Raw genomic sequence first — 25,993 nt, forward strand, 5'->3', positions numbered from 1 at the left:
ATGAAAACCAAAGGCATCTTTCCCCTGCTCCTACTAGCAGGCACACTTTTGACAGCAGCTTGCGCCACCCCAACGGCCAAACAGGCAGGAAACAACAGCTTCGAATGGGGGCAGGTTCCGCAGCAACCGGATTTGTCGTGGGCCGACAGTGTAGGCAGCCGGCAAATGCCCGGAAACAATGTAATTTTATCCGCTAATTCTTTTGGCGCAGTAGCAGACAGCACGGTGCTTAGCACGGAAGCTATCCAGAAAGCAATTGACAGTTGTGCCGTCAGCGGTGGAGGAACGGTAGTTCTCCAACCGGGATATTACCAGACAGGAGCACTGTTCGTAAAAAGCGGTGTCAACCTGCAACTAGACAAAGGGGTGACTTTATTGGCCAGCCCATCCATTCATCATTATCCCGAATTCCGTTCACGGATTGCAGGAATCGAGATGACATGGCCCGCGGCAGTTATCAACATTGTCAATGAAAAGAACGTTTCTGTCACCGGAGAAGGAACACTGGACTGCCGGGGAAAAGTATTTTGGGATAAATATTGGGAAATGCGGAAAGAATACGAAGCAAAAGGATTGCGCTGGATTGTGGATTACGACTGCAAACGGGTACGGGGCATCCTCATAGAACGTAGCTCGGACATTACATTGAAAGGATTTACCCTGATGCGTACCGGTTTTTGGGGGTGTCAGATTCTTTACTCCGATTATTGCACGATAGACGGACTGACAATCAACAACAATATAGGCGGACACGGTCCGAGCACGGACGGTATCGACATTGATTCTTCCTGCAATATCTTGGTCGAAAACTGCGATGTAGACTGTAACGATGATAATATCTGTATCAAATCGGGACGGGATGCAGACGGACTGCGGGTGAACCTTCCTACAGAAAATGTGGTCATACGAAATTGCATCGCCCGCAAAGGTGCCGGACTTATCACCTGCGGAAGCGAAACTTCCGGCAGCATACGGAATGTATTGGGATATAATCTGGAAGCAATCGGCACCTCGGCCGTACTGCGGTTGAAAAGTGCCATGAACCGTGGAGGAACAATCGAAAACATTTATATGACTGAAGTAAAAGCGGCAAACGTCCGTCACGTACTGGCAGCAGACTTGAACTGGAACCCCAGTTACAGTTACAGCACTTTACCCAAAGAGTATGAAGGGAAAGAAATCCCGGAGCACTGGAGAGTCATGCTGACCCCGGTAACGCCTCCCGAAAAAGGTTATCCGCGTTTCCGCAATGTCTACGTATCAAAGGTAAAAGCGGAAAATGTGGACGAATTTATCTCCGCTTCGGGATGGAATGACTCGTTACGTCTGGAAAATTTCTATCTTTATGCCATCGAAGCGCAGACCGACAAACCGGGCAAAATCTGCTATACGAAGAATTTCAACTTATCTGAAATCACGTTAAAGACAGAAGAAAAGAATGTCATTGAACTAAAAGAGAATGAACAAAGTAATATCAACTTCAACTATGTTAAGACATCTCCTGACCATCGCACTGCTGGGAATCTTGCTCATTGATGCGCAAGCACAAGCACTGACGCCACCTGCCGGCACTTTCCGGTTGGGTGTATCGAAGAAAGGAAACGAAAGCCACTGGCTAAAACCTGAAGAAAAGATACAGGGAGTGTCCTTCCAATGGAAAGCATTGCCCGATAGTCGTGGATTTATCCTGGAAGTAGAAGTCGCCTCTGCTCCGGAAGCCGATGCCCTATTTTGGAGTTTCGGCGATTGCCAACCGGATTCGGACATCAATGTATTCAGCGTGGAGGGACAAGCCTTCACTTGCTACTACGGAGAAAGCATGAAGTTGAAAACGCTGCAGGCTGTCACCCCTACCGATGATATCCGCTTGAGCGACGGACATAAGGATGCAACTCCCCTGATGCTTTACGAATCGGGCAAACAAACCGACTGCCCTGTATTGGCCGGACGTTGCAGTCTCTCCCCGGCTTCTTCCCGAAACGAAGGAAACAAGCCTTTCCGGCTTTATTTCTGTTTCTACGAACAGAATGAAAAAGCGGATTACAACTACTATATGTTACCGGATATTTTTGCCAAAATCGACAAAAAATGAAAAGGATCTATTTATTATTCAGTCTGTTAATAGGTTGCATTTATCTACATGCAGCCATTTATAATGTAATGGACTTCGGAGCCAAAGCGGATGGGAAAACAATTGATTCGCCTGCCATCAATCGTGCGATTGAAGCGGCCGCACAGGCCGGAGGAGGCACAGTATATCTACCTGCGGGAGAATATGCGTGCTATTCCATCCGGTTAAAAAGTAACATTCATATCTATCTGGAACAGGGCACCCGCATCATTGCCGCCTTTCCCGGAAAAGAGGAAGGATATGATACCGCCGAACCGAATGAACATAACAAGTATCAGGATTTCGGTCACAGCCATTGGAAAAACTCTTTAATTTGGGGAATCGGACTGGAGAATATTACGATCAGTGGTCCCGGCTTAATCTACGGTAAAGGCTTGACCCGTGAAGAGAGCCGCCTGCCGGGTGTAGGCAATAAGGCGATCAGCCTGAAAGATTGCAGAAATGTGACCCTGAAAGATTTATCCATGCTGCATTGCGGGCATTTCGCCCTGTTGGCTACCGGAGTGGATCATCTGACGATTCTGAATCTGAAAGTAGACACCAACCGGGACGGCTTCGACATTGATTGCTGCCGGAACGTACGTATCAGCCAATGCACGGTGAACTCCCCCTGGGATGATGCCATTGTCTTGAAAGCCTCTTATGGATTAGGACGCTTCCAAGACACAGAAAATGTGACGATCAGCGATTGTTATGTCAGCGGCTTTGACAAAGGCAGCGTAATGGACGGCACTTGGCAGCTGGACGAACCGCAGGCTCCCGATCATGGTTTCCGTACGGGACGCATCAAATTCGGCACAGAAAGCAGTGGAGGTTTCCGCAATATTGCGATTATGAACTGTATCTTTGAACATTGCCGTGGGCTGGCATTGGAAACGGTAGACGGAGGACATCTGGAAGATATTGTAATCAGTAACATCACAATGAGAAATATAGTCAACGCGCCTATTTTCCTCCGGTTGGGTGCACGTATGCGCAGTCCTGAAGGTACTCCTGTAGGCACCATGAAACGTATTCTTATCAGCGATATCAATGTATGGAATGCCGACAGCCGGTATGCTTCTATCATCAGCGGCGTACCGGGAGCCTGTATCGAGGATGTGACTTTCCGTAATATTCACCTTTATTATAAAGGTGGCTACAGTGAAGAGGATGGCAAACGCGTTCCGCCCGAACAGGAAAAAGTATATCCCGAACCGTGGATGTTCGGCACGATTCCCGCCAAAGGATTTTATATCCGTCATGCACGGAATATAACTTTCGACGGTGTCCGTTTCCACTTTGAACAGCCGGACGGACGACCGCTTTTTGTTACTGATGATGCAGAAAACATAGAATATTATAATACGCCGAACGAATGATGAATAAAAGACAATGGATAGTCCTTTGCCTGCTTGCCGCAGGTGGAGTAATGCAAGCACAGCAATGGCCGGATGCTCCGGTGGAAGCACGTCCCGGTGCCAGATGGTGGTGGTTGGGAAGTGCCGTAGATGAAAAGAACCTGACATACAATCTGCAAGAATATGCACGCACCGGAATGGGGGCGGTAGAAATTACTCCCATCTATGGTGTGCAGGGCAATGATGCGAACGAGATTCAATTTCTCTCTCCCCGCTGGATGGAAGTTCTCAAACATACACAGGTGGAAGGAAAGCGCACCGGTATCGAGATTGACATGAATACCGGAACCGGATGGCCTTTCGGCGGACCGGAAGTCAGTATCGAAGATGCAGCTACAAAGGCTATCTTCCAGACATACAACCTAGAGGGGGGCAAAGAGATTGAACAAGATATCAACGTGACCGACCCTAAGCAACAGGCTTATTCCGTACTAAGCCGAGTGATGGCTTACGATGAGAAAGGTAAATGTATCAACCTGACCGCCCACGTAAAAAAAGACAAGCTACAATGGAAAGCCCCTGCGGGCAAATGGAAAATCGTAGCTCTTTATATTGGTAAGACACGACAGAAAGTGAAACGTGCCGCTCCCGGAGGTGAGGGATATGTAATGAACCATCTCTCAAAGAAAGCTGTAAAGAACTATCTTTCCCGTTTTGACCGTGCTTTCAAAAGCAGCAAGACGAGCTATCCCCATACATTCTTCAACGACTCTTACGAAGTGTATCAGGCAGACTGGACAGACGATTTCCTGGAACAATTCACTCGTCGACGGGGGTACAAACTGGAAGAACATTTCCCTAAATTTCTGGACGAAAGCCGTCCGGAAGTCAGCAGACGTATCGTATCCGATTACCGGGAAACGATTTCCGATTTATTATTGGAGAACTTTACCTGTCAGTGGACGGACTGGGCACACAAAAACGGTAGCATTACCCGCAATCAGGCACACGGTTCCCCCGCTAACCTGATTGATATTTATGCCGCCGTAGATATTCCCGAATGTGAGGGTTTCGGACTGTCGCAATTCCATATCGAAGGATTGCGTCAGGACTCCTTGACCAAAAAGAATGATTCGGACCTGTCTATGCTAAAATATGCTTCTTCAGCCGCTCACATTGCAGGAAAAACATATACTTCTTCCGAAACATTCACGTGGCTGACGGAACATTTCCGCACTTCTTTGTCGCAGTGCAAACCGGATATGGATCTGATGTTCGTTTCGGGTGTCAATCACATGTTTTTCCACGGCACTCCGTACTCTCCGAAAGAAGCCGAATGGCCCGGATGGTTGTTCTACGCTTCTATCAATATGAGTCCGACAAACAGTATTTGGCGTGATGCTCCTTCGTTCTTCAACTATATCACCCGTTGCCAGAGCTTTCTGCAAATGGGACGGCCGGATAATGATTTCCTGATTTATCTTCCGGTATATGATATGTGGAATGAGCAGCCGGGACGATTGTTATTATTCACGATACACCACATGGATAAACTGGCTCCTAAGTTTATCGACGCTATCCATCGCATCAACAACAGCGGCTATGACGGGGATTATATTTCCGATAACTTTATTCGCAGTACACGTTTCAAAGACGGACAGTTGGTTACTTCGGGCGGAACGGGCTACAAAGCATTGGTAGTGCCTGCTGCGCACCTAATGCCGAGTGATGTATTGGCACATCTTTATGAACTTGCCAAACAGGGAGCTACTATCGTATTCCTCGAAAATTATCCGACAGATGTACCGGGATACGGTCAGTTGGAACAAAAACGCCAAAGCTACCAGCGTACGCTCCGGCAACTTCCGGCTGTTTCTTTCTCGGAAACAACCGTTACTCCAATCGGAGAGGGGAAGATTATCACAGGAACGGATTATGCACGCACATTGGCCAGCTGCAATATTTCTCCCGAAGAAATGAAAACCAAATTCGGACTACAAGCGATCCGGAGAGTGAATGATACGGGACACCACTATTTCATCTCTTCCTTGCAAAATAAAGGAGTGGACGGTTGGATCACATTGGGAACGAATGCAGCCGCAGCCGCTCTCTTCAATCCCATGACCGGAGAATGTGGTGAAGCTAAAGTGAGACAGGCAGACGGCAAAACACAAGTCTATTTGCAATTAAAATCCGGTGAATCGATTATTCTGCAAACGTATCAACAATCTTTGCAGACATCCAAACCGTGGAAGTATGTAAAAGAACAACCTTTCAGCCTTCGTCTGGATCATGGTTGGAAGTTGCACTTCGCCGAAAGCAAACCGGAAATTCAAGGAACATTTGATATAGATCGCCCCTGTTCATGGACCCATATCAATCATCCGGCAGCCCAAACGAACATGGGAACCGGTGTTTATTCCTTAGACATCGAATTGCCGGCTTTGCAAGCTGACGACTGGATTCTTGATTTGGGAGATGTACGCGAAAGTGCCCGTGTCCGCATCAACGGACAGGAAGCGGGATGCGCATGGGCAGTGCCTTATCAACTAAAGTTAGGCGAGTTCTTAAAACCCGGAAAAAACCACATCGAGATAGAAGTCACGAATCTCCCTGCGAATCGAATTGCAGAATTAGACAGGCAGGGAGTGCAGTGGCGCAAATTCAAAGAAATCAATATTGTTGATTTGAACTATCGTCCGGCCAATTATGGGCATTGGAGTCCATTACCCTCCGGCTTGAATAGTGAGGTACGGCTGATTCCGGTAAATGTGATGCCATAGTTGAGGCATTGTCATATCATCATACTGCAACAAACTATTTTTTCAATCTTGTACTTAAGACTTTTCAGTGCAAAGATTAAGGGTTTTCAGTGCAGAGATTAGTAGTTTTTTATGCAGTCGGTAAGTCGTCCCGTTACAACGGGACAATAGGCACATTACAAAGTGACCAATATCACCTTATAAGATGATATTGGTCACTTTGTAATATGATTACCTGTCTTTGGAAAGATGGGAAGCACTAAAGATACAAAATTAAATAGTAAAAAGCAAGAGTGAGACAGGAAATATAGCTTCATCCCCTGAACGGATTGATTTTATTTCCGAACCGGGGAATGGACTAAAAAGACTACTTTAAATCCATTACAGCCTGCTCCAACTGTTTCAATGCTCTTTCCAGCGTAACACGTGGACAAGCAACGTTCAACCGCATAAATCCCTCGCCTTCCTTACCGAATGTTGTTCCATCATTCAGTGCCAGATGAGCATCTTCTACAAAAAGACGATTCAGTTCTTCCTGATTGAGTCCCAATGCGCGGCAATCCAGGAAGATCAAGTAAGAGGCTTGCGGACGGATCATCTTGATAGCAGGAATATGTTCTTTCAAATACGTTTCAGTGAGATCCACATTTCCTTTAATATATGCTATCACTTGGTCCAGCCATTCTGTTCCATGACTGTAAGCAGCTGCAACACTTAAATAAGCAAAGAGATGTCCTTCGCTAAACTCGCTGGCTTCCATATATGTCCGGAAACGGTGACGAAGTTCGTCGTTCTCAATAATTGCATAAGAACTTGCCAATCCCGGCATATTGAATGCTTTGCTGGGAGACATAAAGACAAGAGAATTCATACGTGCCTTCTCTGAAATCAAAGCAAAGGTAGGATGTTTGTATGGAGGCAGCGTTAAGTCAGCATGAATCTCGTCAGAGATAACCAATGTGCCGCTTTCATAGCAGATGTCGGCTATTTGAGACAGTTCTTCTTTCGTCCATACACGTCCACCCGGGTTATGAGGGTTGCTTAGAATAAGCAATTTGCATCCTTGAATATCTTGACGGAAGCGGTCGAAATCAATATAATATTGTTCATCTTTCAGGACTAACGGGCTGAATACCACTTCGCGCTCATTCTTTTGAGTGACCAAAAAGAAAGGATGATAAACAGGGGGCATTACCATTATCTTATCTCCTTTTTGCGTAAAGCAGTGGATCACAAAAGCCAAGCCGCGGACAATACCGGGAGTGAAAGTCAACATCTCTTCACGGATAGTCCAACCATGACGCTCCTTCACCCAGTTAATAATAGACTCCGACCATTCTTTGCAAGCAAATGTATATCCGAGTACTTCATGTTCCAGGCGTTTTTTCAAAGCCTCTATGACAAAAGGAGCTGTGCGGAAATCCATATCAGCTACCCACATTGGAATCAGGTCATTGCGTCCCCAACGACTCTCTACTGCATCCCATTTTACGGAATCTGTACCGTTACGGTTTATTATTTCATCAAAATTATAGTTCATACTGCATAATGTTTTTATGTTATGTGAGACAAAAGTAGTACATTTGTATTCAATTCAAAAAAGAATTTATGACGAAAGCTTTATTTTTTGATATAGACGGAACGCTGGTCAGTTTTGAAACTCACCGTATACCGTCTTCTACCATCGAGGCACTGGAAGCTGCCCGTGCAAAAGGGCTGAAGATATTTATCGCCACCGGGCGCCCGAAAGCCATTATCAATAACCTTTCCGAATTGCAGGACCGGAACCTGATCGATGGATATATAACCATGAACGGAGCCTATTGTTTCGTTGGTGAGAAAGTTATTTATAAAAGCGCTATCCCACAGGAGGAAGTGAAAGCAATGGGAGCTTTCTGCGAGAAGAAAGGTGTTCCCTGCATTTTTGTAGAAGAACATAATATCTCTGTCTGCCAACCTGATGAAATGGTGAAAAAGATATTCTATGACTTCCTTCATGTGAATGTAATCCCGACTGTGTCTTTCGAGGAAGCAACAAGCAAAGAAATCATTCAGATGACACCCTTTATCACGGAAGAGGAGGAAAAGGAAATCCGCCCGTCTATCCCCACCTGCGAAATTGGACGCTGGTATCCTGCCTTTGCAGACATTACGGCAAAAGGAGATACCAAACAGAAAGGGATTGATGAAATCATCCGTTATTTTGATATCAAACTGGAAGAAACGATGGCATTCGGAGATGGAGGAAATGATATCAGCATGCTCCGCCATGCGGCTATTGGAGTAGCCATGGGACAAGCTAAGGAAGATGTGAAAGCCGCTGCCGATTATGTTACAGATTCAATAGATGAGGACGGAATCAGCAAAGCAATGAAGCATTTCGGAATTATTTAATCAATATGCTAATATGAGCGTAGATACTGATAACGCCGCATTTCAGGATGCATTGAACCTAATTCAATATACCCGTCAATCGGTCTTTCTAACAGGAAAGGCCGGTACAGGAAAATCTACATTCTTGCGTTATGTCTGCGAGCATACCAAGAAGAAGCATGTCGTACTTGCACCAACCGGGATTGCCGCGATTAACGCCGGAGGAAGTACGATGCACAGTTTCTTCAAACTCCCTTTCTATCCGCTGCTGCCGGATGACCCGAACTTGAGTCTCCAGCGTGGTCGTATCCATGAATTTTTCAAATACACCAAGCCTCATCGGAAGCTGTTGGAACAAATAGAACTGGTCATCATCGACGAAATTTCAATGGTAAGGGCGGATATCATTGATGCCATCGACCGAATCCTACGTGTATACTCTCACAATCTGCGCGAACCTTTCGGCGGGAAACAACTGTTATTAGTAGGCGACGTATTCCAACTGGAACCCGTCGTAAAGAACGACGAACGGGAAATATTGAATCGCTTCTATCCCACTCCCTACTTTTTCTCTGCCAGAGTATTCGGACAGATAGATCTGGTATCCATCGAACTTCAAAAAGTATACCGTCAAACAGACCCCGTTTTTGTCGGTGTCCTCGACCATATCCGGAACAATACAGCCGGAGCGGCCGATCTGCAACTACTGAACACCCGTTATGGAAGTCAGATAGAAGAATCGGAAGCTGATATGTATATCACTTTGGCCACCCGCAGAGATACGGTAGACTCTATCAACGAAAAGAAACTGGCAGAACTTCCCGGCGACTCCATTACTTTTGAAGGAGTCATCGAAGGAGATTTCCCCGAAAGCAGTTTGCCCACTTCACAAGAACTCGTACTGAAACCTGGTGCACAAATCATCTTTATTAAAAATGATTTCGACCGCAGGTGGGTAAACGGTACAATTGGTGTCATTGCCGGAATTGATGAGGAAGAAGAAACGATCTATGTTATCACCGATGATGGAAAAGAGTGTGACGTAAAGCGTGAGTCATGGCGCAATATCCGTTATCGCTACAACGAAAAGACCAAAGAAATAGAAGAAGAAGTCTTAGGCAGCTTCACCCAATACCCCATCCGGTTAGCTTGGGCCATCACTGTCCATAAGAGTCAGGGACTGACTTTCAGCCGTGTAATCATCGACTTCACAGGTGGTGTATTTGCAGGTGGACAAGCATACGTGGCACTAAGCCGCTGTACCTCACTGGACGGTATTCAGCTCAAAAAGCCTATTAACCGTGCTGACGTCTTCGTCCGCCCCGAAATCGTAAACTTTGCCGGACGCTTCAACGACCGCCAGGCTATCGACAAAGCTCTGAAACAAGCACAGGCCGATGTGCAATACGCCGCCGCTTCACGCGCTTTCGATAAAGGAGACATGGAAGAATGCCTGGAACAGTTTTTTCGTGCTATCCATTCCCGCTACGATATTGAAAAACCTGTTCCCCGCCGTTTAATCCGCCGCAAGCTCGGTATCATCAATACACTAAAAGAGCAAAATAAAAAACTCAAAGAACAAATGCGTGAACAACAGGAACGCATACGACAATATGCCCATGAATATCTATTAATGGGTAACGAATGTATTACCCAAGCCCACGATATACGCGCTGCCCTCGCCAACTACGATAAAGCCCTTAGCCTCGACCCTAATTATGTGGACGCCTGGGTGAGAAAAGGCATCACCCTCTTCAACAATAAAGAATATTTTGACGCTGAAAACTGCTTCAACATCGCAGTCAACCTCCATCCCGCAAACTTCAAGGCTGTTTATAATCGGGGAAAACTTCGATTAAAAACGGAAGATACAGAAGGAGCAATTGCAGATTTGGACAAAGCAACAAGTCTGAAACCGGAACATGCCGGAGCACATGAGCTATTCGGGGATGCCCTGTTGAAGGTAGGTAAAGAAGGGGAAGCTGCTTTGCAATGGAGAATTGCGGAAGAACTCAAAAAGAAAAAAGGGAAATAAAACAGCCCCTTTGGCGAAGTTAATTCAATACCGAAATGAGGTAAATGGTCATTTATGAGTTCACCACAGAGGACACGGAGGACACAGAGGTTTAATATTTTTTATTCACTATAGAGTAACACAGCTTCTCACGTATTTATCGCTCTGTTTTACTTGCAGAAAGAGAGAAAAGAACTCTGTGTCCTCCGTGTCCTCTGTGGTGAAATTATTTAGCGAAGAGATATGCATTCATTATTTTTCTTTATATCCAAATCTTATTGTTGTTTAATAATGACATGTTTTTCAAGAGCGAGGTACTATTAATCAAAAACTTTTATTAGTTTTGTTCTTTGTAATATCTCAAACTCTTAAAATAGAAGCAAATGAAAAAAGGTTTGAAAATCGCAGCTATCACAGTAGGAGTCATCATCATTCTGATGTTCCTTCTTCCTTTCGCCTTCCAAGGAAAGATAGCCGACATTGTAAAAACAGAAGGCAACAAAATGCTTAATGCACAATTTGACTTTAAGAACCTTAACATTAGCCTGTTCCGTAACTTTCCACAGGCTTCTGTCACTCTCGAAGATTTCTGGTTGAAAGGTACTGGTGAATTCGCCAATGACACCCTTGTACGGGCCGGAGAAGTTACTGCCGCAGTCAACTTATTCTCTCTTTTTGGAGATAGCGGTTACGATATTTCTAAAATATTTATTGAAGATACACGGTTACATGCCATTGTATTGCCGGACGGACGTGCCAACTGGGATATCATGAAACCGGATACAACAGCAACTGCCGAAACTCCTGTTTCAGAAGAAGAAGCATCTTCTCCTTTCAAAGTAAAGCTACAACGGTTTGTTATCAAAAACATGAACCTGATTTATGACGATCAACATGGGAAGATGTATGCTGATATCCGCGACTTTAATGCAATCTGCGCCGGAGACTTAGGAAGTGACCGTACTACTCTGAAACTGGAGGCGGAAACCCAATCACTTACTTACAAGATGAATGGAATCCCTTTCCTTGCCAATGCCAATATCTCCGCAACAATGGATGTGGATGCCGACCTTGCCAATAATAAATACACATTAAAAGACAACACCATCCGCCTCAACGCCATTCAGGCAGGTATCGACGGTTGGGTAGCTTTGAAAGATCCGGCTATCGACATGGACCTGAAACTTAACACGAACGATATCGGGTTTAAGGAAATCCTGTCACTGATCCCAGCCATTTATGCTACGGAATTCTCCAGTCTGAAAACAGACGGAACCGCTACGCTTACTGCAACGGCCAAAGGTATCTTGCAAGGCGACACCGTTCCTGCATTCAACATTGATATGCAAGTCAAGAATGCCATGTTCCGCTATCCGGCTTTACCAGCAGGAGTGGATCAAATCAATATCAGTGCCAACGTCCAGAACCCGGGAGGAAATATCGACCTGACTACGGTCAATATCAATCCTTTCAGTTTCCGTCTTGCCGGAAATCCGTTTAGCCTGACGGCTAATGTGAAAACGCCGGTCAGCGATCCGGACTTTAAAGCTGAAGCTAAAGGGATTCTCAACTTAGGCATGATCAAACAAGTCTATCCACTTGGAGACATGGAGTTGAACGGTACCATTGATGCTGATATGCAAATGTCGGGACGACTTTCCTATATCGAAAAAGAGGAATACGAACGTATGCAAGCTTCGGGCACTATCGGACTGACGGGTATGAAACTCAAAATGAAAGATATGCCGGACGTAGAAATCAAGAAGTCCCTCTTCACTTTCACCCCAAAATACCTCCAGTTGAGCGAAACAACCGTCAACATCGGGAAGAATGATATCACAGCCGACAGCAGGTTTGAAAACTATATCGGTTACGCATTGAAGGGTACTACATTGAAAGGGAACCTGAATATCCGTTCCAACTATTTCAATCTGAACGACTTCATGACCGCTTCTGCGGATGAAACGACTGCATCAGAAACTGCGTCTACCGACTCCGTAGCTACAGCTGCCACGGGTATTATGGAAGTTCCCCGCAACATCGACTTCCAAATGGACGCTAACCTGAAACAGGTGTTATTCGATAAGATGTCTTTCAATAATATGAACGGTAAGCTTGTGATAAAAGATGGCAAAGTGGATATGAAAAATCTCTCCATGAACACCATGGGTGGCAACGTGGTCATGAACGGCTACTACTCCACTGCCAACGTAAAGAAGCCGGAAATGAAAGCCGGATTCAAACTCTCCAATATCGGTTTTGCACAAGCTTACAAAGAGTTGGATATGGTGCAGAAGATGGCTCCTATCTTCGAAAACCTGAAAGGTAATTTCTCTGGAAGCATTAATGTACTGACAGATCTGGATGCAACCATGAGCCCTGTACTGAATACAATGCAAGGTGATGGCAGCCTTTCCACCCGTGATCTTAGTTTAAGCGGAGTGAAAGCAATTGACGAGATAGCCGATGCCGTCAAACAGCCAAGTCTGAAAGACATGAAGGTGAAAGATATGACACTGGATTTCACCATCAAAGACGGACGCGTAGAAACCAAACCGTTCGATATCAAGATGGGAGACTACACATTGAATCTTTCCGGTAGCACAGGCCTCGATCAAACCATCGACTACTCCGGAAAAGTGAAGTTGCCGGCATCTGTAGGCAATATCTCTAAACTAATGACTCTTGACTTGAAGATCGGAGGTTCATTTACCTCTCCGAAAGTCAGCGTCGATACTAAAAGCATGGCCAACCAAGCTGTCGAAGCTGTAGCCGATGAAGCTATCAGCAAACTCGGACAGAAACTGGGACTGGACTCTGCCGCTACCGCCAATAAGGATTCAATCAAACAAAAGGTGACAGAGAAAGCAGCAGAAAAGGCACTGGATTTCTTAAAAAAGAAACTCAAATAAGAAAGAAGGAGAATGAATTATGCTTCTGAAGCTATATGACAAAAATAATAACCCGCAGGATTTACAACGAATCATCGATATCCTGAATGACGGCGGACTGATTATCTATCCCACTGATACGATGTACGCCATCGGCTGTCATGGTTTGAAGGAACGTGCCATAGAAAGGATATGCCGGATCAAAGAGATAGACCCTCGAAAGAACAACCTGTCTATCATCTGTTATGACCTGAGTAGCATCAGCGAATATGCGAAAGTAGACAATAATATCTTCAAGCTGATGAAGCATAATCTTCCGGGGCCATTTACTTTTATTTTGAACGGAACCAATCGGTTGCCCAAAATCTTCCGCAACCGGAAAGAAGTGGGTATCCGTATGCCGGATAATAACATCATCCGCGAAATCGCACGCCTGTTGGATGCTCCCATTATGACTACCACACTGCCCTACGAAGAGCATGAGGACTTGGAATATATGACAGATCCCGAACTGATAGATGAGAAGTTCGGTGGCATCGTTGATCTGGTCATTGACGGAGGTATCGGAGGTATAGAACCTTCTACCGTAGTGAAATGTACCGACGACGAGCCGGAAATCATCCGGCAAGGGAAAGGATGGCTGGAAGAGAATTAATATCTTTCCACCGGAATCAATCTTTCTATCAAAAAAAGGGCTGCCCTCCGTTCGATACGGAAGCAGCCCATTCTTTTGATGGAATCCATTCAGAGGATAGAATCTTACTTAATCAATGATTCCGGATCCAAATGAGCAGATTCGATATCTTTAAAGTAACGGTAAGTACCCACTTTCAATTCCGCCGTAGCAGCATCATCACAAACGATAATACCCTTTTCATGCATTTGCAATGCACTGATTGTCCACATCTGTGTGATAGCACCTTCTACAGCGTGATACAAAGCACGAGCTTTGTTATGACCATTTACAATAATCATCACTTCTTTTGCAGAAAGCACAGTACCCACTCCCACTGTCAAAGAAGTCTTAGGAACTTTGTTGATGTCATTATCAAAGAAACGGGAGTTAGCAATGATGGTATCCATTGTTAACGTTTTCTGACGAGTGCGTGAAGTCAATGAAGATCCCGGTTCGTTGAACGCAATATGTCCGTCAGGACCGATACCGCCCATAAACAGGTCAATGCCACCGTATGACTTGATCTTTTCTTCGTAACGAGCACATTCTGCATCCAAATCAGGAGCATTACCATTCAGAATATTCGTATTCTCCGGTTTGATATCGATATGACCGAAAAAGTTATTCCACATGAAAGAATAATAGCTTTCCGGATGTTCTTTCGGCAATCCTACATATTCGTCCATGTTGAATGTTACCACATTCCGGAAGGAAACGATTCCTTTCTTATTCAGGTCAATCAAAGCTTTATACATGCCCAGAGGAGATGATCCGGTAGGACAGCCCAACACAAATGGTTTTTCGGGGGTTGGATTGGCAGCTTTTATTTTAGCGGCAACATAATGTGCAGCCCACAGAGATACGGACTGATAGTCCGGCTGAATAATAAGTCTCATAAGTCGATTGTTTTATAGGTTAGTTAATAAATTATCTCATTCACTGTTTTAACGATCTTTCTTCAAACGGTCTGCCATGGCACGTGCCAGATTTTCGCACTGGGTATAAGTCAGGTCTTTCATCGCCTGCTTCATCTCCACCGGATCACCGATCAATTCGAATTTACTCTTTTCAGCAAACTCCGCCAGACGTTTCACCGCTGCACCTGCCCATGCGAAAGAACCGAAGTAACCCAAATAGCGTCCCTTCACCTCACGCAGCAGAATCTTTGAAAGCAGCGCTTCCACCTCCGGGAATATCTGATTACTATACGTAGGAGAACCGATAATCAATCCCTTATAACGGAAAATATCCGCTATAATATAAGAAGGATGACTCTTTGTCACGTTATGCATAACGATATTCTTAACCCCCTGTGCAGAAAGCTCTTCAGCAATAGCTTCCGCCATCTGCTCCGTATTTCCATACATGCTTCCGTAAGCAATAACAACACCTTCATCCGCATCATAACGGCTCAAACGATCATATATACCGATCACCTTTGCAATATTCTCCGTCCATACCGGTCCGTGAGTAGAACAAATGGCAGAAATGGGAAGTCCGCCCAATTTCTGCAAAGCCTTTTGCACGGGGCTTCCGTATTTACCAACGATATTAGAGTAATAACGGACCATTTCTCCCCAATACTTATCTACATTGATCCGAGTATCCAGGAATCCGCCATCCACCGTACCAAAACATCCGAATCCGTCGCCGGAGAAAAGAACTCCATCCGTTTCATCAAAAGTCATCATCGTTTCCGGCCAATGCACCATCGGAGTCATATAAAAACGCAGTTTGTGACGTCCCAAAGCAAGGAAATCACCATCCTTTACCAGATATTGTTCACCGGTTACCCCATAGAAACCTTCAATCATACCGAATGTCTGCTTATTACCCACAATGATAATCTCCGGATAATGTTGTTTAATCAATCGGATAGATCCCGAATGATCCGGTTCCATGTGATTTATAATCAAATAATTAATGGGACGTTCTCCAATCACTTGCTTGATTTTACGCAAGTAGACTTCAAAATAACAGATATCTACCGTATCTACCAATGCCACCATTTCATCATCAATCAGATAAGAGTTATATGAAACTCCATAGGGCAATGGCCACATCGCTTCAAATCTGTGCTTGTTACGGTCATTTACTCCCACATAGTGGACATTTCCTTTAATTCTTGTTTTACTTTCCATCTTTCAAATCCATTAAATATTTCTTCCACTATTCTATACTCCGCAAAACAGCTGTTTATTAAGTGGTAAGTTTATCGTCTGCAAAAATAATCCTTTTTTCCGAATCCCTATACTTCTTACCTTGATAAGCACCTCTTTCTTTCATTCTTTTTTGTAAACGAGCTACAAATTCATAATTTTTCAATCCCCAGTCCGGAGCTATTAATAAATCTTTAGGAGATTGGGAAACAAAGCGTTCCACAACCATATCCGGACGGAGATGCTCTACATAATCAATCACCAGATCAATGTATTCCTCAACCTCACTAAACAAATGAAAGTCAGCAGGAGTTACGTCATACTCATGTGCCATTCGCGTACCACGGATCAACTGTAACTGATGAATTTTGAGCGTAGCTAAAGGCAGATCGGAAAGAATTTCCGCTTGCGCCACCATTGTATCATGCGTTTCTCCCGGAAGCCCGAGGATGATATGTCCACCTGTCAGGATACCACAGGCCGCTGTCTGGCACACAGCTTCTACTGTATCTGCATAAGTATGCCCCCGGTTAATACGTCTCAAGGTTTCATCACAAGTGCTTTCGATCCCATATTCTACCATGAGAAACGTATGTTTGTTCAATTCTTCCAGATAACGCAACAAGCTTTCCGGCATACAATCGGGACGCGTACCAATCACCAGCCCGACTACTCCATCCACCGCCAATGCTTCCTCATACTTACGCTTCAAGCCTTCCAACTCCGCATACGTATTGGTATAAGCCTGAAAGTAGGCTAAATATTTCATTTCCGGATATTTATGGGCAAAAAAACATTTGCCTTCTTCCAACTGGGTAGTAACAGATTTCTCTGTCCGACAATAATCCGGATTAAAAGTCTGGTTATTACAATACGTACATCCGCCCCATCCTTTTGTTCCATCACGATTAGGGCAAGTGAAACCTGCATTCAATGAAATCTTTTGTACTTTGTAAGGAAAATATTTCCGCAGAAAAGTAGGGAAATCATTATATAATAGCTGCGTAGACATATTCATTCACTTTTTTTCTTTATTTTACCTACAAACATAAGCAAAATCAACGAGTTACGGAAAGTTGGCACAAAATATCTTCAATATATTAAAAAAATCATAATTACTATAAGATAAATTAATAAATATTGCAATACGAAAAACTATTTAATTAGCTTTGCTATGATTTTAGGCATTGGCAGGAGGATACTTGTGAAAGTCTTGTGCAATTTATTCCCCAATTATGATTTCATCTCACCATACCCCATGCAACTCTTGTCAATAAAATTATCCTCTTTATAATCTGAATTAAGATTATAAAGAGGATTTTTTACTAATATGATTCCTTGACTTTATCTAAAACACAAAATAGAAATCAGAGCTATATAGCAAGAAGAGGAAAAAATAGGCAAAAACGAGTATTATTCGTTCAAACCACCTATCTATCTTTCTATTCTGCTTTGTTTTCTCTATTTTTGCTACAAACATTAAAACAACTACTATGAAACGGCTCCATATTCTATTTCTTTTTCTGACAATAACAATCACTCTAACCGCTCAACCCATCTGTCAGGTTAAACACTTTTCGGTAAGTGACGGTCTCGCTCAAGGAGTAGTGATGAGCATATTACAGGATCAGAAAGGGCTTGTTTGGTTTAGTACCTGGAATGGGCTTAACAAATTTGACGGATACACGTTTAAGACTTATAAAACTTCGCAAGAAAGTAAATATGCATTTGGAAGCAATCGCATGGGGACTATTTCAGAAAGCAAATACGGAGATATATGGTGTCCCACTTACGATGGACAAGCTTGTCTTTTTGATGTGGAAACCGAGAAGTTTATCGATGTCCTCCAACCTATTGAGCTTGCCACGAAACAAACAAATGATGTCACGCGTATTTATTCGCTGGAGAAAGGGATCGCCTGGATTCTCTGTAAAAACGGATATGCTTTCAGAGTAGACGAACAACGATGTAAAAAAGGAGAAGGTATCACTCTTTATTCAACTTCCAACCACAATCTGAAAGGAGATCAGATATTGAGCGTTTATCAAGACTCTGAAGAAGATGAATGGATATTGACGGACAAAGGTGTTTCTATCATAGGAAAGAAAACACTGGATACTGACTTTCCTTTCCAGTTTATCACTCAAATAAAAGAGACCATCTATCTGATTGCAGAAAATGACAAGTTAGCCAGATATAACTTCCACACTAAAAAACTGAAATTCGTAGACATTCCTTATCCCCATCATAAAATAAACAATGTCACTGCCATAGGAAAAGATATGCTGGCATTGGGAACGGACAATGGACTCATTTTATATTCTATCCCGAAGAATAGTTTCCAGCAAATAGACATCCGTACAGCTACCCAAACTTCCAACGATGTGGAATCTGTCTATCAAGACCACTTGGGAGATATCTGGATCTTTTCAAAAGATCCGGGGATTGTTCATCTTAACCTCGCGACCCATGAAAAAGAGCATCTGTTCACTCCCAAAGATGAGATTATCAAGCATGGGCGTAAAAGTCGCAAACTTATTTTTGAAGACAATGCGAAAAACCTATGGCTACTCCCCACGGAAGGAAACTTTTGCTACTATGACCGGAAAGAAAGAACTCTCAAACCACTTCTTACGGATATCAATAATCCCAAGTCTATTTTCAGTCCGTTAGTCAGGTCTTATACATTGGATAATCAGGGAAACTGCTGGTTTGCAACAGCACGCGGCGTAGAAAAACTATGCTTCTTTCCACAGAGTTATCAATTTAACTTGACTGATTACGAGGCGGAAACACGTGCCTTCCTGCAAGACAGCAATCAACGTCTATGGACAGCATCGAAATCTAATTATATCCAGATATTTGCACCGGATGGTAGCTTGGCGGGATATTTATCCAAACAAGGAAATATCATTAAAGAAAAACAGTCGTTCTATAATGGAGTATATTCCATTCTGGAAGATAAAGATGGAAATATCTGGTTGGGGACTAAAGATATCGGACTTTTCCAACTCAAAAAGACAGGAGTAAATCATTATTCTATTCACCATTTTGAACACCAGCCAAACGATCCTTATAGTTTAAGCAGCAATAGCATTTATGCCATCTTTCAGGACAGTCGCAACAACATTTGGGTGGGATGTTATGGGGGCGGTTTAAATATGCTGACACAGGATAAAGATGGAAAAACATCCTTTATTCATAGTAATAATGAATTAAGAAACTATCCCATAGCTTACGGTATGAAAGTACGCAATATTGCAGAAGCTCCGGGAGGAGTGATTTTGGTGGGAACGACTAACGGGCTGCTTACATTCTCAAACAACTTCGAACGTCTGGAAGAAATTAAATTCTACCGGAATATCCATAGGCCGGGAGATAAAAACAGTCTTAGTGCCAATGATATCATGCATATCTATACAGACAAGAATAAAACCACTTATGTCATCAGTTTTACCGGAGGTGTAAACAAAGTGATATCTCCCAACCTGCTTAGCGATCATATCCAATTCAAGAACTACGACAAGAACAACGGGTTGGCCTCCGACTTGGCACTATCAATCATTGAAGATGCACAGAATCAATTATGGGTTGTTTCGGAGATTGCGCTCTCCAAGTTCGATCCGGCCAAAGAAACTTTTGAGAACTATGAATTAAGTTCCATCTATCAGGAGTTCAATTTCTCCGAAGCTCTTCCTATCATCAATGCCCGTAACCAAATTGTATTGGGAACTGATAAAGGCTTTCTGGAAGTTTCTCCGGAGAAGATGCGGAAGAGTAGCTATGTTCCTCCTATTGTGTTTACAGGACTCAAGATTCAAGGACACCTTACCGATCACTCCATTGACAATCTGGAAGAATTGGAACTGGAACCGTCGCAAAGGAATGTAACTTTCCAGTTTGCTGCGCTTGATTATGTCAATCCAAAAGGGATTTTATATGCCTATCGCCTGCAAGGACTAGAAGAAGAATGGAATGAAGCAGATAATAACCGTTCCGCAAGCTATATCAACTTACCTGCCGGCAAGTATCAGTTGCAGATAAAGTCAACAAACAGTGACGGAGTCTGGGTGGACAACGTACGGGCTCTATCCATACATGTACTTCCCACCTTTTGGGAAACCTACTGGGCATGGCTGCTCTATTTCATTCTATTCACACTCTTCACGGCAAGCATCGTATACGTGTTGTTTTACATCTACCGGTTACGCCACAGAGTGGATATGGAACAACAATTAGCAAATATCAAACTGCGATTCTTTACTGACATATCTCATGAATTACGCACTCCGCTGACTTTAATCAGTAGTCCTGTGACAGAGGTATTAGAGAATGAACCTCTTTCTCCTTCTGCCCGTGAGCACTTGACTTTGGTACATCAGAACACAGAGCGCATGCTCCGACTGATGAATCAGATTCTGGATTTCCGCAAGATTCAGAATCAGAAAATGAAACTACTGATTGAAGAAACCGATTTGATTCCACTTCTGCAAAAGGTGATGAGTAGCTTCAAACTGATAGCCGAAGAAAAGAACATAAACTATCAGCTGACTTCTACCATCCAATCGGTGTATAGCTGGGTGGACAGAGACAAGTTTGAAAAGATATTCTTCAATCTGCTTTCCAATGCATTCAAGTATACACCTGCCGACAAATCGATCACCGTTCATATCACAACGAAAGAGAAGACGGTAGAGATAGAGGTTGCAGACGAAGGAATCGGAATTGCAGTAGAAAAGCAACATTCCTTGTTCCAACGTTTCGAGTCATTGGTAAAACAGAATATTCTGCAACCATCTTCCGGAATCGGACTGTCTCTCGTGAAAGAGATGGTGGAAATGCATCATGGCACTATTACAGTAAATAGTCAACCCGGAGTAGGCAGCCGTTTTACAGTAAGCTTGCCTTTACAACGGGAAATTTTCGAAGAGGATGTGCAGGTAGAATTTATCCTGAATGATAGCCAGCGTTCAGCGCCTCATCCCGTCGATAGCATGAAAGCACCGGAAGAAGTGGAAGAAAAAGAAGACCTTGAGAATAATTCGGATAGTTTCTCCATACTGGTGGTAGAAGATAATGAAGAGTTAAAGGCTTTTCTGAAAAGTATTTTATCGGAGAATTATACGGTAATCACAGCTTCCAATGGTGAAGAGGGATTGCAACATGCTGTTGACGATCTGCCCGATCTTATTATCAGTGATGTTATGATGCCGGTAATGGACGGTTTAGAAATGATCAGGCAAATCAAAGAGAACAACAATATTTGCCATATCCCCATCATCGTATTATCTGCCAAAGCCTCTCTGGACGACCGTATCGCCGGATTAGAACAAGGCATTGACGATTATATCACCAAACCTTTCAGTGCTACTTATCTAAAGACCCGTGTAGCCTCCTTGTTACGACAACGCAAAGCATTGCAGGAGCTCTATATGAATAGACTGATGGAAGGAAAGAATACCTCTTCTCCCGATCCTCTGACTCCTTCACAACCACAGATTACTCCATACGACGAGCAATTTATGGAGAAAGTAATGGCATACATGGAAGAACAGATGGACAACGCCGAACTAACGATTGACGAATTTGCAGAACAGTTGATGCTTAGCCGTACAATCTTCTACCGGAAATTAAAATCAATCGTCGGGTTGACACCAGTTGACTTTATACGGGAAATACGTATCAAACGTGCCGTACAACTGATTGACAGCGGCGAATATAACTTCTCACAGGTAGCATACATGACAGGGTTCAACGATCCTAAATATTTCAGCAAGTGCTTCAAAAAAGTGATAGGAATTACTCCGTCAGAATATAAAGAAAGGAAAAAGTGAAGAAATCCTCCTTTTCTACCGGATATTCCCCACAAAAAGAATGAAAAGGGCGTACTATTGCAGTCTCAAATCTAAAAACCAAAAAAACTAGAAAATGAAAAAGCAATGGATCATTGCCTGTTTTATCGGAATTCAAGGGGTAAATGTACAGGCACAACAACCCAGCAAGTATCCCTATCAGGACACGAAGCTGACTGCGGAACAACGGGCGGATGATTTACTTCAACGCCTCACATTAGAAGAAAAAGTGGCGTTGATGCAAAACAATTCACCGGCTATTCCCCGGCTTGGCATTAAGCCGTATGAATGGTGGAACGAGGCCCTTCATGGCGTTGCCCGTGCCGGACTGGCTACTGTTTTTCCGCAAACCATAGGTATGGCCGCTTCTTTCAACGATGCATTACTATATGAAGTCTTTGATGCCGTATCCGATGAAGCACGTGCCAAGAACCGCCAATTCAATGAAAAAGGACATTATAAACGTTATCAGGGACTGACCATGTGGACTCCCAACGTCAATATCTTCCGCGACCCCCGCTGGGGACGGGGACAGGAAACCTATGGCGAAGACCCTTACTTGAGCGGTCGGATGGGAATGGCAGTAGTCAGAGGCCTGCAAGGACCGGAAGATGCCGAATATGACAAACTTCACGCCTGCGCCAAACACTTTGCCGTGCACTCGGGTCCCGAATGGAACCGTCACAGCTTCAACGCAGAAAACATCGCACCCAGAGATTTATGGGAAACCTATCTGCCTGCCTTCAAGGAACTGGTACAAAAAGCAGGAGTTAAAGAAGTGATGTGCGCTTACAATCGTTTCGAGGGCGATCCCTGCTGCGGCAGCAACCGTCTGTTAACCCAAATTCTCCGCAACGACTGGGGATTCAAAGGAATCGTAGTCTCCGACTGCGGAGCAATCGGAGACTTCTTCCAACGCAAGAAACATGAAACGCATCCCGATGCCACCCATGCCTCTGCCGACGCTGTTTTAAGCGGAACGGATCTCGAATGTGGCGGCAACTTCAAAAGCATCACCGATGCTGTGAAAAAAGGGCTGATTTCGGAAGAGAAAATCAACACATCAGTCAAAAGACTACTGAAGGCCCGCTTTGAACTGGGAGAAATGAATCCGACTCATCCTTGGAGTAACATTCCATTTTCTGTTATCGACTGTCCCAAACACAAAGAACTGGCACTGAAAATGGCACATGAGAGTCTGGTATTGCTCCAAAACAAAAACAATATCCTTCCATTAAACCGCCAGATGAAAGTGGCAGTCATCGGCCCCAATGCCAATGACTCGGTCATGCAATGGGGCAACTACAACGGCTTCCCTTCACATACCGTTACTTTACTGGAAGGAATACGCGCCAAACTGCCCGACGCACAAATCATCTACGAACCTGTATGCGGATATACAAACGACACCACCCTGCACAGCCTGTTCAACCAGTGCAGTATCGACGGAGAAGCCGGATTCAACGCCACCTACTGGAATAACCGCGAATACAAAGGCAAGATTGCCGCAACCGACCGCCTGACCACTCCTTTCCATTTCAGTGCCGAAGGTTCTACCGTATTTGCTCCCGGTGTAGGATTGAAAAACTTCACCGCCATCTATCGTTCCACTTTCCGCCCGGTGGATTCCGGTGCCGCCACTTTCCGCGTGATGACGAACGGAGGAGTCACTTTATTCCTCAACGGCAAGCAAATAGCTGAAGCCACCAACATCAAGAATCATACCAATCTGTATTCTTTCAACTACGAAGCAGGAAAGAGTTACGACATTGAGTTGCATTTTATTCAAGTAAAAGACAATCCTGCACTGAACTTCGACCTGGCGAAACAAACTCCTATGGATGCCCGTGAAATCCTGAACAAGTTGCAAAGCGCAGATGTAGTTATCTTTGCCGGAGGTATCTCTCCCCTGTTGGAAGGAGAATCCATGCGGGTATCCGATCCCGGATTCAAAGGTGGCGACCGTACAGAAATCGAATTACCCGCCATCCAGCGCGAAGTTCTTGCTCTTCTGAAAAAGAATGGAAAGAAAACAGTATTCGTCAATTTCTCCGGTTCGGCGATGGCCATCGTGCCCGAAACGCTGAATTGCGATGCTATCCTGCAAGCATGGTATCCCGGACAGGCAGGTGGAACAGCCGTTGCTGATGTTCTTTTCGGAGATTACAATCCTGCCGGACGTCTGCCTATCACTTTCTATAAAGGTTTGCAGCAATTACCGGACTATGAAGATTATTCGATGAAGGGACGTACTTATCGTTTCATGGCGGAAACTCCTCTTTATCCATTCGGCTACGGTTTAAGTTATACCCATTTCTCTTATGGGAAAGCCACACTGAACCAGTCGAAACTAGCCAAAGGCGAAAAAGCCATCCTTACTATCCCGGTAAGTAACGTCGGACAGAGAGACGGTGAAGAAGTGGTTCAAGTATACATCTGCCGTCCTGACGACAAAGAAGGTCCGCAAAAAACTCTTCGTGGTTTCCAACGGGTCAACATATCCAAAAGCAAGACCGAAAATGTAACAATCGAGCTTCCCTACGAATCATTCGAGTGGTTTGATACCGCCACTAATACGATGCGTCCTTTGACCGGAACATACAAGGTACTTTATGGTAGCAGTTCATCCGCCGACGATTTGCAATCACTCTCTATAACGATTTTATAATTTTACCCTCATGCCCTCATAAGCTACTTTAATCCCTTTATTCATCGGGGATATAGCTATGAGGGCAGACTATAACAGCAAGTAATGGCGAAAATTAACCGCCGTGAAATTAACCGTCGTTATTTTTAGGAGGCATTATTAGATTTTATAACAGAACCAAATGATTGGAATAACTTGGAACAGATCGATCTAGGAATTAAACACCATTCTTTCTGTCAACTTTTCGCTTTCTCCTGCAAAAGATTTTTCATTTTCATTTCTCATATTCTCATAGTATTCGTATAAAGCAAAGACTGTCAAACAGATAGTCTATGAGAAATGATTTCTAAATAGGCATTTCTCATAATTTTTTGGCAAAACACCCCGGATTTTACCTCATTTCTCATACTTACTGGAGGCATTTCTCATAGTGTATCCGGAGGATTTCCCATCAACAGAACTTATTGCTTCTTTCCGTGTGTACTGCTTTTATTCCTACGGCAATGACATTTTGCAAACAATTCATTGTTTGTTTATATGAAATGTACTCGTTAATAAGTTATTAATCAATGGATAATACCGTTTTTTCTAAGGAGGAAGCCAATCGTTGCACTCCAGTGAACAGATCCTTGCACTTTAGTGGAAAGAACCGTTCACTGGAATGCAACGATCTGTTCACTAGAGTGCAACAAACCGAATAGTGGTAAGAAAAAACGGTTATGATGAAGGAAAAACAGATAAGTATACGGTGAATAATACACAGAAAAGCTATAAACAGCAGAAAGTTGCCAATTAAACTGAAGAAGGAAAGGAGTATGAGAATAAGATGTGATTACTAAAGGGTTGAACAAGCTGTTATCCAACCCTTAATTTGAACCCTATTAATTCTTTGTAAGCAGCCGTTTTTCTGAAATTGTCCCGTATTCTTTGCCATTGATAGTAATACCTGTTGTATTCTCTATCTGTATCATCGAATCATCGGGAGTTTCTATATCCACATTCTCTATGCTAATCTTTGCAACTTTGTTAATCACGATACCTTGCTTTGCACCCGTCACCACCATATTCTTGATGGATATGTTCTCAATCGGCATTTCGGGAAGTCCGTTAAGAAAAACCACCCGTCCGGCTTCCTTACAGATCATATT

15 protein-coding genes are annotated in these 25,993 nt (G+C 43.8%); 10 read left to right on the forward strand and 5 right to left on the reverse strand.

Going from position 1 to position 25,993, the window contains the following annotated elements; translation table 11 throughout:
• Genes I2I13_RS01115 through I2I13_RS01130 form a run of 4 tightly spaced genes read left to right on the forward strand, consistent with a single transcriptional unit; the run spans position 1 to position 6,254 of the window.
• The gene (locus tag I2I13_RS01115) at positions 1 to 1,536 is read left to right on the forward strand and encodes a glycoside hydrolase family 28 protein (protein WP_195648512.1); all 1,536 of its coding nucleotides are present in this window, start codon (positions 1 to 3) and stop codon (positions 1,534 to 1,536) included.
• The gene (locus I2I13_RS01120; RefSeq protein WP_195648513.1) at positions 1,487 to 2,092 is read left to right on the forward strand and encodes a DUF4450 domain-containing protein; all 606 of its coding nucleotides are present in this window, start codon (positions 1,487 to 1,489) and stop codon (positions 2,090 to 2,092) included. The genes I2I13_RS01115 and I2I13_RS01120 overlap by 50 nt, the downstream gene beginning before the upstream one ends.
• Complete coding sequence (locus I2I13_RS01125; protein WP_195648514.1) at positions 2,089 to 3,492, forward strand: glycoside hydrolase family 28 protein; 1,404 nt, start codon at positions 2,089 to 2,091, stop codon at positions 3,490 to 3,492. Before I2I13_RS01120 ends, I2I13_RS01125 begins: the two co-directional genes overlap by 4 nt.
• Positions 3,489 to 6,254 (forward strand): glycosyl hydrolase, encoded by a 2,766-nt coding sequence (locus I2I13_RS01130; protein WP_195648515.1) that lies wholly within the window; start codon positions 3,489 to 3,491, stop codon positions 6,252 to 6,254. Before I2I13_RS01125 ends, I2I13_RS01130 begins: the two co-directional genes overlap by 4 nt.
• A 346-nt stretch (positions 6,255 to 6,600) precedes the next feature.
• Here the strand turns inward: I2I13_RS01130 and I2I13_RS01135 are convergent, their stop codons facing one another.
• Positions 6,601 to 7,773 carry a MalY/PatB family protein gene (locus tag I2I13_RS01135; protein WP_195648516.1) on the reverse strand — a complete coding sequence of 391 codons (1,173 nt, stop codon included), beginning with the start codon at positions 7,771 to 7,773 and terminating at the stop codon, positions 6,601 to 6,603.
• 68 nt (positions 7,774 to 7,841) lie between these two features.
• Here I2I13_RS01135 and I2I13_RS01140 point away from each other — a divergent pair, with 68 nt between their 5' ends.
• The 4 genes from I2I13_RS01140 (at position 7,842) to I2I13_RS01155 (ending at position 14,166) form a co-directional block, all read left to right on the forward strand.
• Positions 7,842 to 8,627: a Cof-type HAD-IIB family hydrolase gene (locus I2I13_RS01140; RefSeq protein ID WP_074638542.1), complete on the forward strand. Its 786-nt coding sequence runs from the start codon at positions 7,842 to 7,844 to the stop codon at positions 8,625 to 8,627.
• A 13-nt stretch (positions 8,628 to 8,640) separates the two neighbouring features.
• Positions 8,641 to 10,641, forward strand: a complete 2,001-nt coding sequence (locus I2I13_RS01145) for a tetratricopeptide repeat protein (protein WP_195648517.1) — start codon at positions 8,641 to 8,643, stop codon at positions 10,639 to 10,641.
• A 362-nt stretch (positions 10,642 to 11,003) separates the two neighbouring features.
• Positions 11,004 to 13,532: an AsmA-like C-terminal region-containing protein gene (locus I2I13_RS01150; RefSeq protein ID WP_195648518.1), complete on the forward strand. Its 2,529-nt coding sequence runs from the start codon at positions 11,004 to 11,006 to the stop codon at positions 13,530 to 13,532.
• A 19-nt stretch (positions 13,533 to 13,551) separates the two neighbouring features.
• The gene (locus I2I13_RS01155; protein WP_195648519.1) at positions 13,552 to 14,166 is read left to right on the forward strand and encodes an L-threonylcarbamoyladenylate synthase; all 615 of its coding nucleotides are present in this window, start codon (positions 13,552 to 13,554) and stop codon (positions 14,164 to 14,166) included.
• A gap of 104 nt (positions 14,167 to 14,270) precedes the next feature.
• Here I2I13_RS01155 and nagB read toward each other — a convergent pair whose 3' ends face one another.
• Genes nagB through I2I13_RS01170 form a run of 3 tightly spaced genes read right to left on the reverse strand, consistent with a single transcriptional unit; the run spans position 14,271 to position 17,364 of the window.
• Complete coding sequence (nagB, locus tag I2I13_RS01160) at positions 14,271 to 15,083, reverse strand: glucosamine-6-phosphate deaminase (RefSeq protein ID WP_148366400.1); 813 nt, start codon at positions 15,081 to 15,083, stop codon at positions 14,271 to 14,273.
• Between the two features lie 48 nt (positions 15,084 to 15,131).
• Positions 15,132 to 16,328 carry an FprA family A-type flavoprotein gene (locus tag I2I13_RS01165; RefSeq protein ID WP_004305272.1) on the reverse strand — a complete coding sequence of 399 codons (1,197 nt, stop codon included), beginning with the start codon at positions 16,326 to 16,328 and terminating at the stop codon, positions 15,132 to 15,134.
• Positions 16,329 to 16,386: 58 nt separating this feature from the next.
• Positions 16,387 to 17,364, reverse strand: a complete 978-nt coding sequence (locus I2I13_RS01170; RefSeq protein ID WP_195648520.1) for a TIGR01212 family radical SAM protein — start codon at positions 17,362 to 17,364, stop codon at positions 16,387 to 16,389.
• Positions 17,365 to 17,839: 475 nt separating this feature from the next.
• Between I2I13_RS01170 and I2I13_RS01175 the strand changes: the two genes are divergently transcribed.
• Positions 17,840 to 22,180: a hybrid sensor histidine kinase/response regulator transcription factor gene (locus tag I2I13_RS01175; RefSeq protein ID WP_195648521.1), complete on the forward strand. Its 4,341-nt coding sequence runs from the start codon at positions 17,840 to 17,842 to the stop codon at positions 22,178 to 22,180.
• 94 nt (positions 22,181 to 22,274) lie between these two features.
• The gene (gene xyl3A / locus I2I13_RS01180) at positions 22,275 to 24,866 is read left to right on the forward strand and encodes a xylan 1,4-beta-xylosidase (RefSeq protein WP_195648522.1); all 2,592 of its coding nucleotides are present in this window, start codon (positions 22,275 to 22,277) and stop codon (positions 24,864 to 24,866) included.
• Between the two features lie 860 nt (positions 24,867 to 25,726).
• Here the strand turns inward: xyl3A and I2I13_RS01185 are convergent.
• Positions 25,727 to 25,990: a hypothetical protein gene (locus tag I2I13_RS01185; RefSeq protein ID WP_229128542.1), complete on the reverse strand. Its 264-nt coding sequence runs from the start codon at positions 25,988 to 25,990 to the stop codon at positions 25,727 to 25,729.
• Positions 25,991 to 25,993: the final 3 nt, after the last annotated feature.

Origin of the sequence: Bacteroides sp. D55t1_190419_B8, assembly GCF_015558905.1 — a bacterium.
In the GTDB taxonomy this organism is placed as follows: domain Bacteria; phylum Bacteroidota; class Bacteroidia; order Bacteroidales; family Bacteroidaceae; genus Bacteroides; species Bacteroides vicugnae.

Bases quoted from the DNA above. Each gene is read 5' to 3' on its own strand.
- I2I13_RS01165 (WP_004305272.1), bottom strand. From the start codon at position 16,328: ATGGAAAGTAAAACAAGAATTAAAGGAAATGTCCACTATGTGGGAGTA.
- I2I13_RS01145 (WP_195648517.1), top strand. From the start codon at position 8,641: ATGAGCGTAGATACTGATAACGCCGCATTTCAGGATGCATTGAACCTA.
- I2I13_RS01140 (WP_074638542.1), top strand. From the start codon at position 7,842: ATGACGAAAGCTTTATTTTTTGATATAGACGGAACGCTGGTCAGTTTT.
- I2I13_RS01130 (WP_195648515.1), top strand. From the start codon at position 3,489: ATGATGAATAAAAGACAATGGATAGTCCTTTGCCTGCTTGCCGCAGGT.
- I2I13_RS01175 (WP_195648521.1), top strand. From the start codon at position 17,840: ATGAAACGGCTCCATATTCTATTTCTTTTTCTGACAATAACAATCACT.
- I2I13_RS01115 (WP_195648512.1), top strand. From the start codon at position 1: ATGAAAACCAAAGGCATCTTTCCCCTGCTCCTACTAGCAGGCACACTT.
- I2I13_RS01120 (WP_195648513.1), top strand. From the start codon at position 1,487: ATGTTAAGACATCTCCTGACCATCGCACTGCTGGGAATCTTGCTCATT.
- I2I13_RS01155 (WP_195648519.1), top strand. From the start codon at position 13,552: ATGCTTCTGAAGCTATATGACAAAAATAATAACCCGCAGGATTTACAA.
- I2I13_RS01150 (WP_195648518.1), top strand. From the start codon at position 11,004: ATGAAAAAAGGTTTGAAAATCGCAGCTATCACAGTAGGAGTCATCATC.
- I2I13_RS01125 (WP_195648514.1), top strand. From the start codon at position 2,089: ATGAAAAGGATCTATTTATTATTCAGTCTGTTAATAGGTTGCATTTAT.
- nagB (WP_148366400.1), bottom strand. From the start codon at position 15,083: ATGAGACTTATTATTCAGCCGGACTATCAGTCCGTATCTCTGTGGGCT.
- I2I13_RS01170 (WP_195648520.1), bottom strand. From the start codon at position 17,364: ATGAATATGTCTACGCAGCTATTATATAATGATTTCCCTACTTTTCTG.
- xyl3A (WP_195648522.1), top strand. From the start codon at position 22,275: ATGAAAAAGCAATGGATCATTGCCTGTTTTATCGGAATTCAAGGGGTA.
- I2I13_RS01185 (WP_229128542.1), bottom strand. From the start codon at position 25,990: ATGATCTGTAAGGAAGCCGGACGGGTGGTTTTTCTTAACGGACTTCCC.
- I2I13_RS01135 (WP_195648516.1), bottom strand. From the start codon at position 7,773: ATGAACTATAATTTTGATGAAATAATAAACCGTAACGGTACAGATTCC.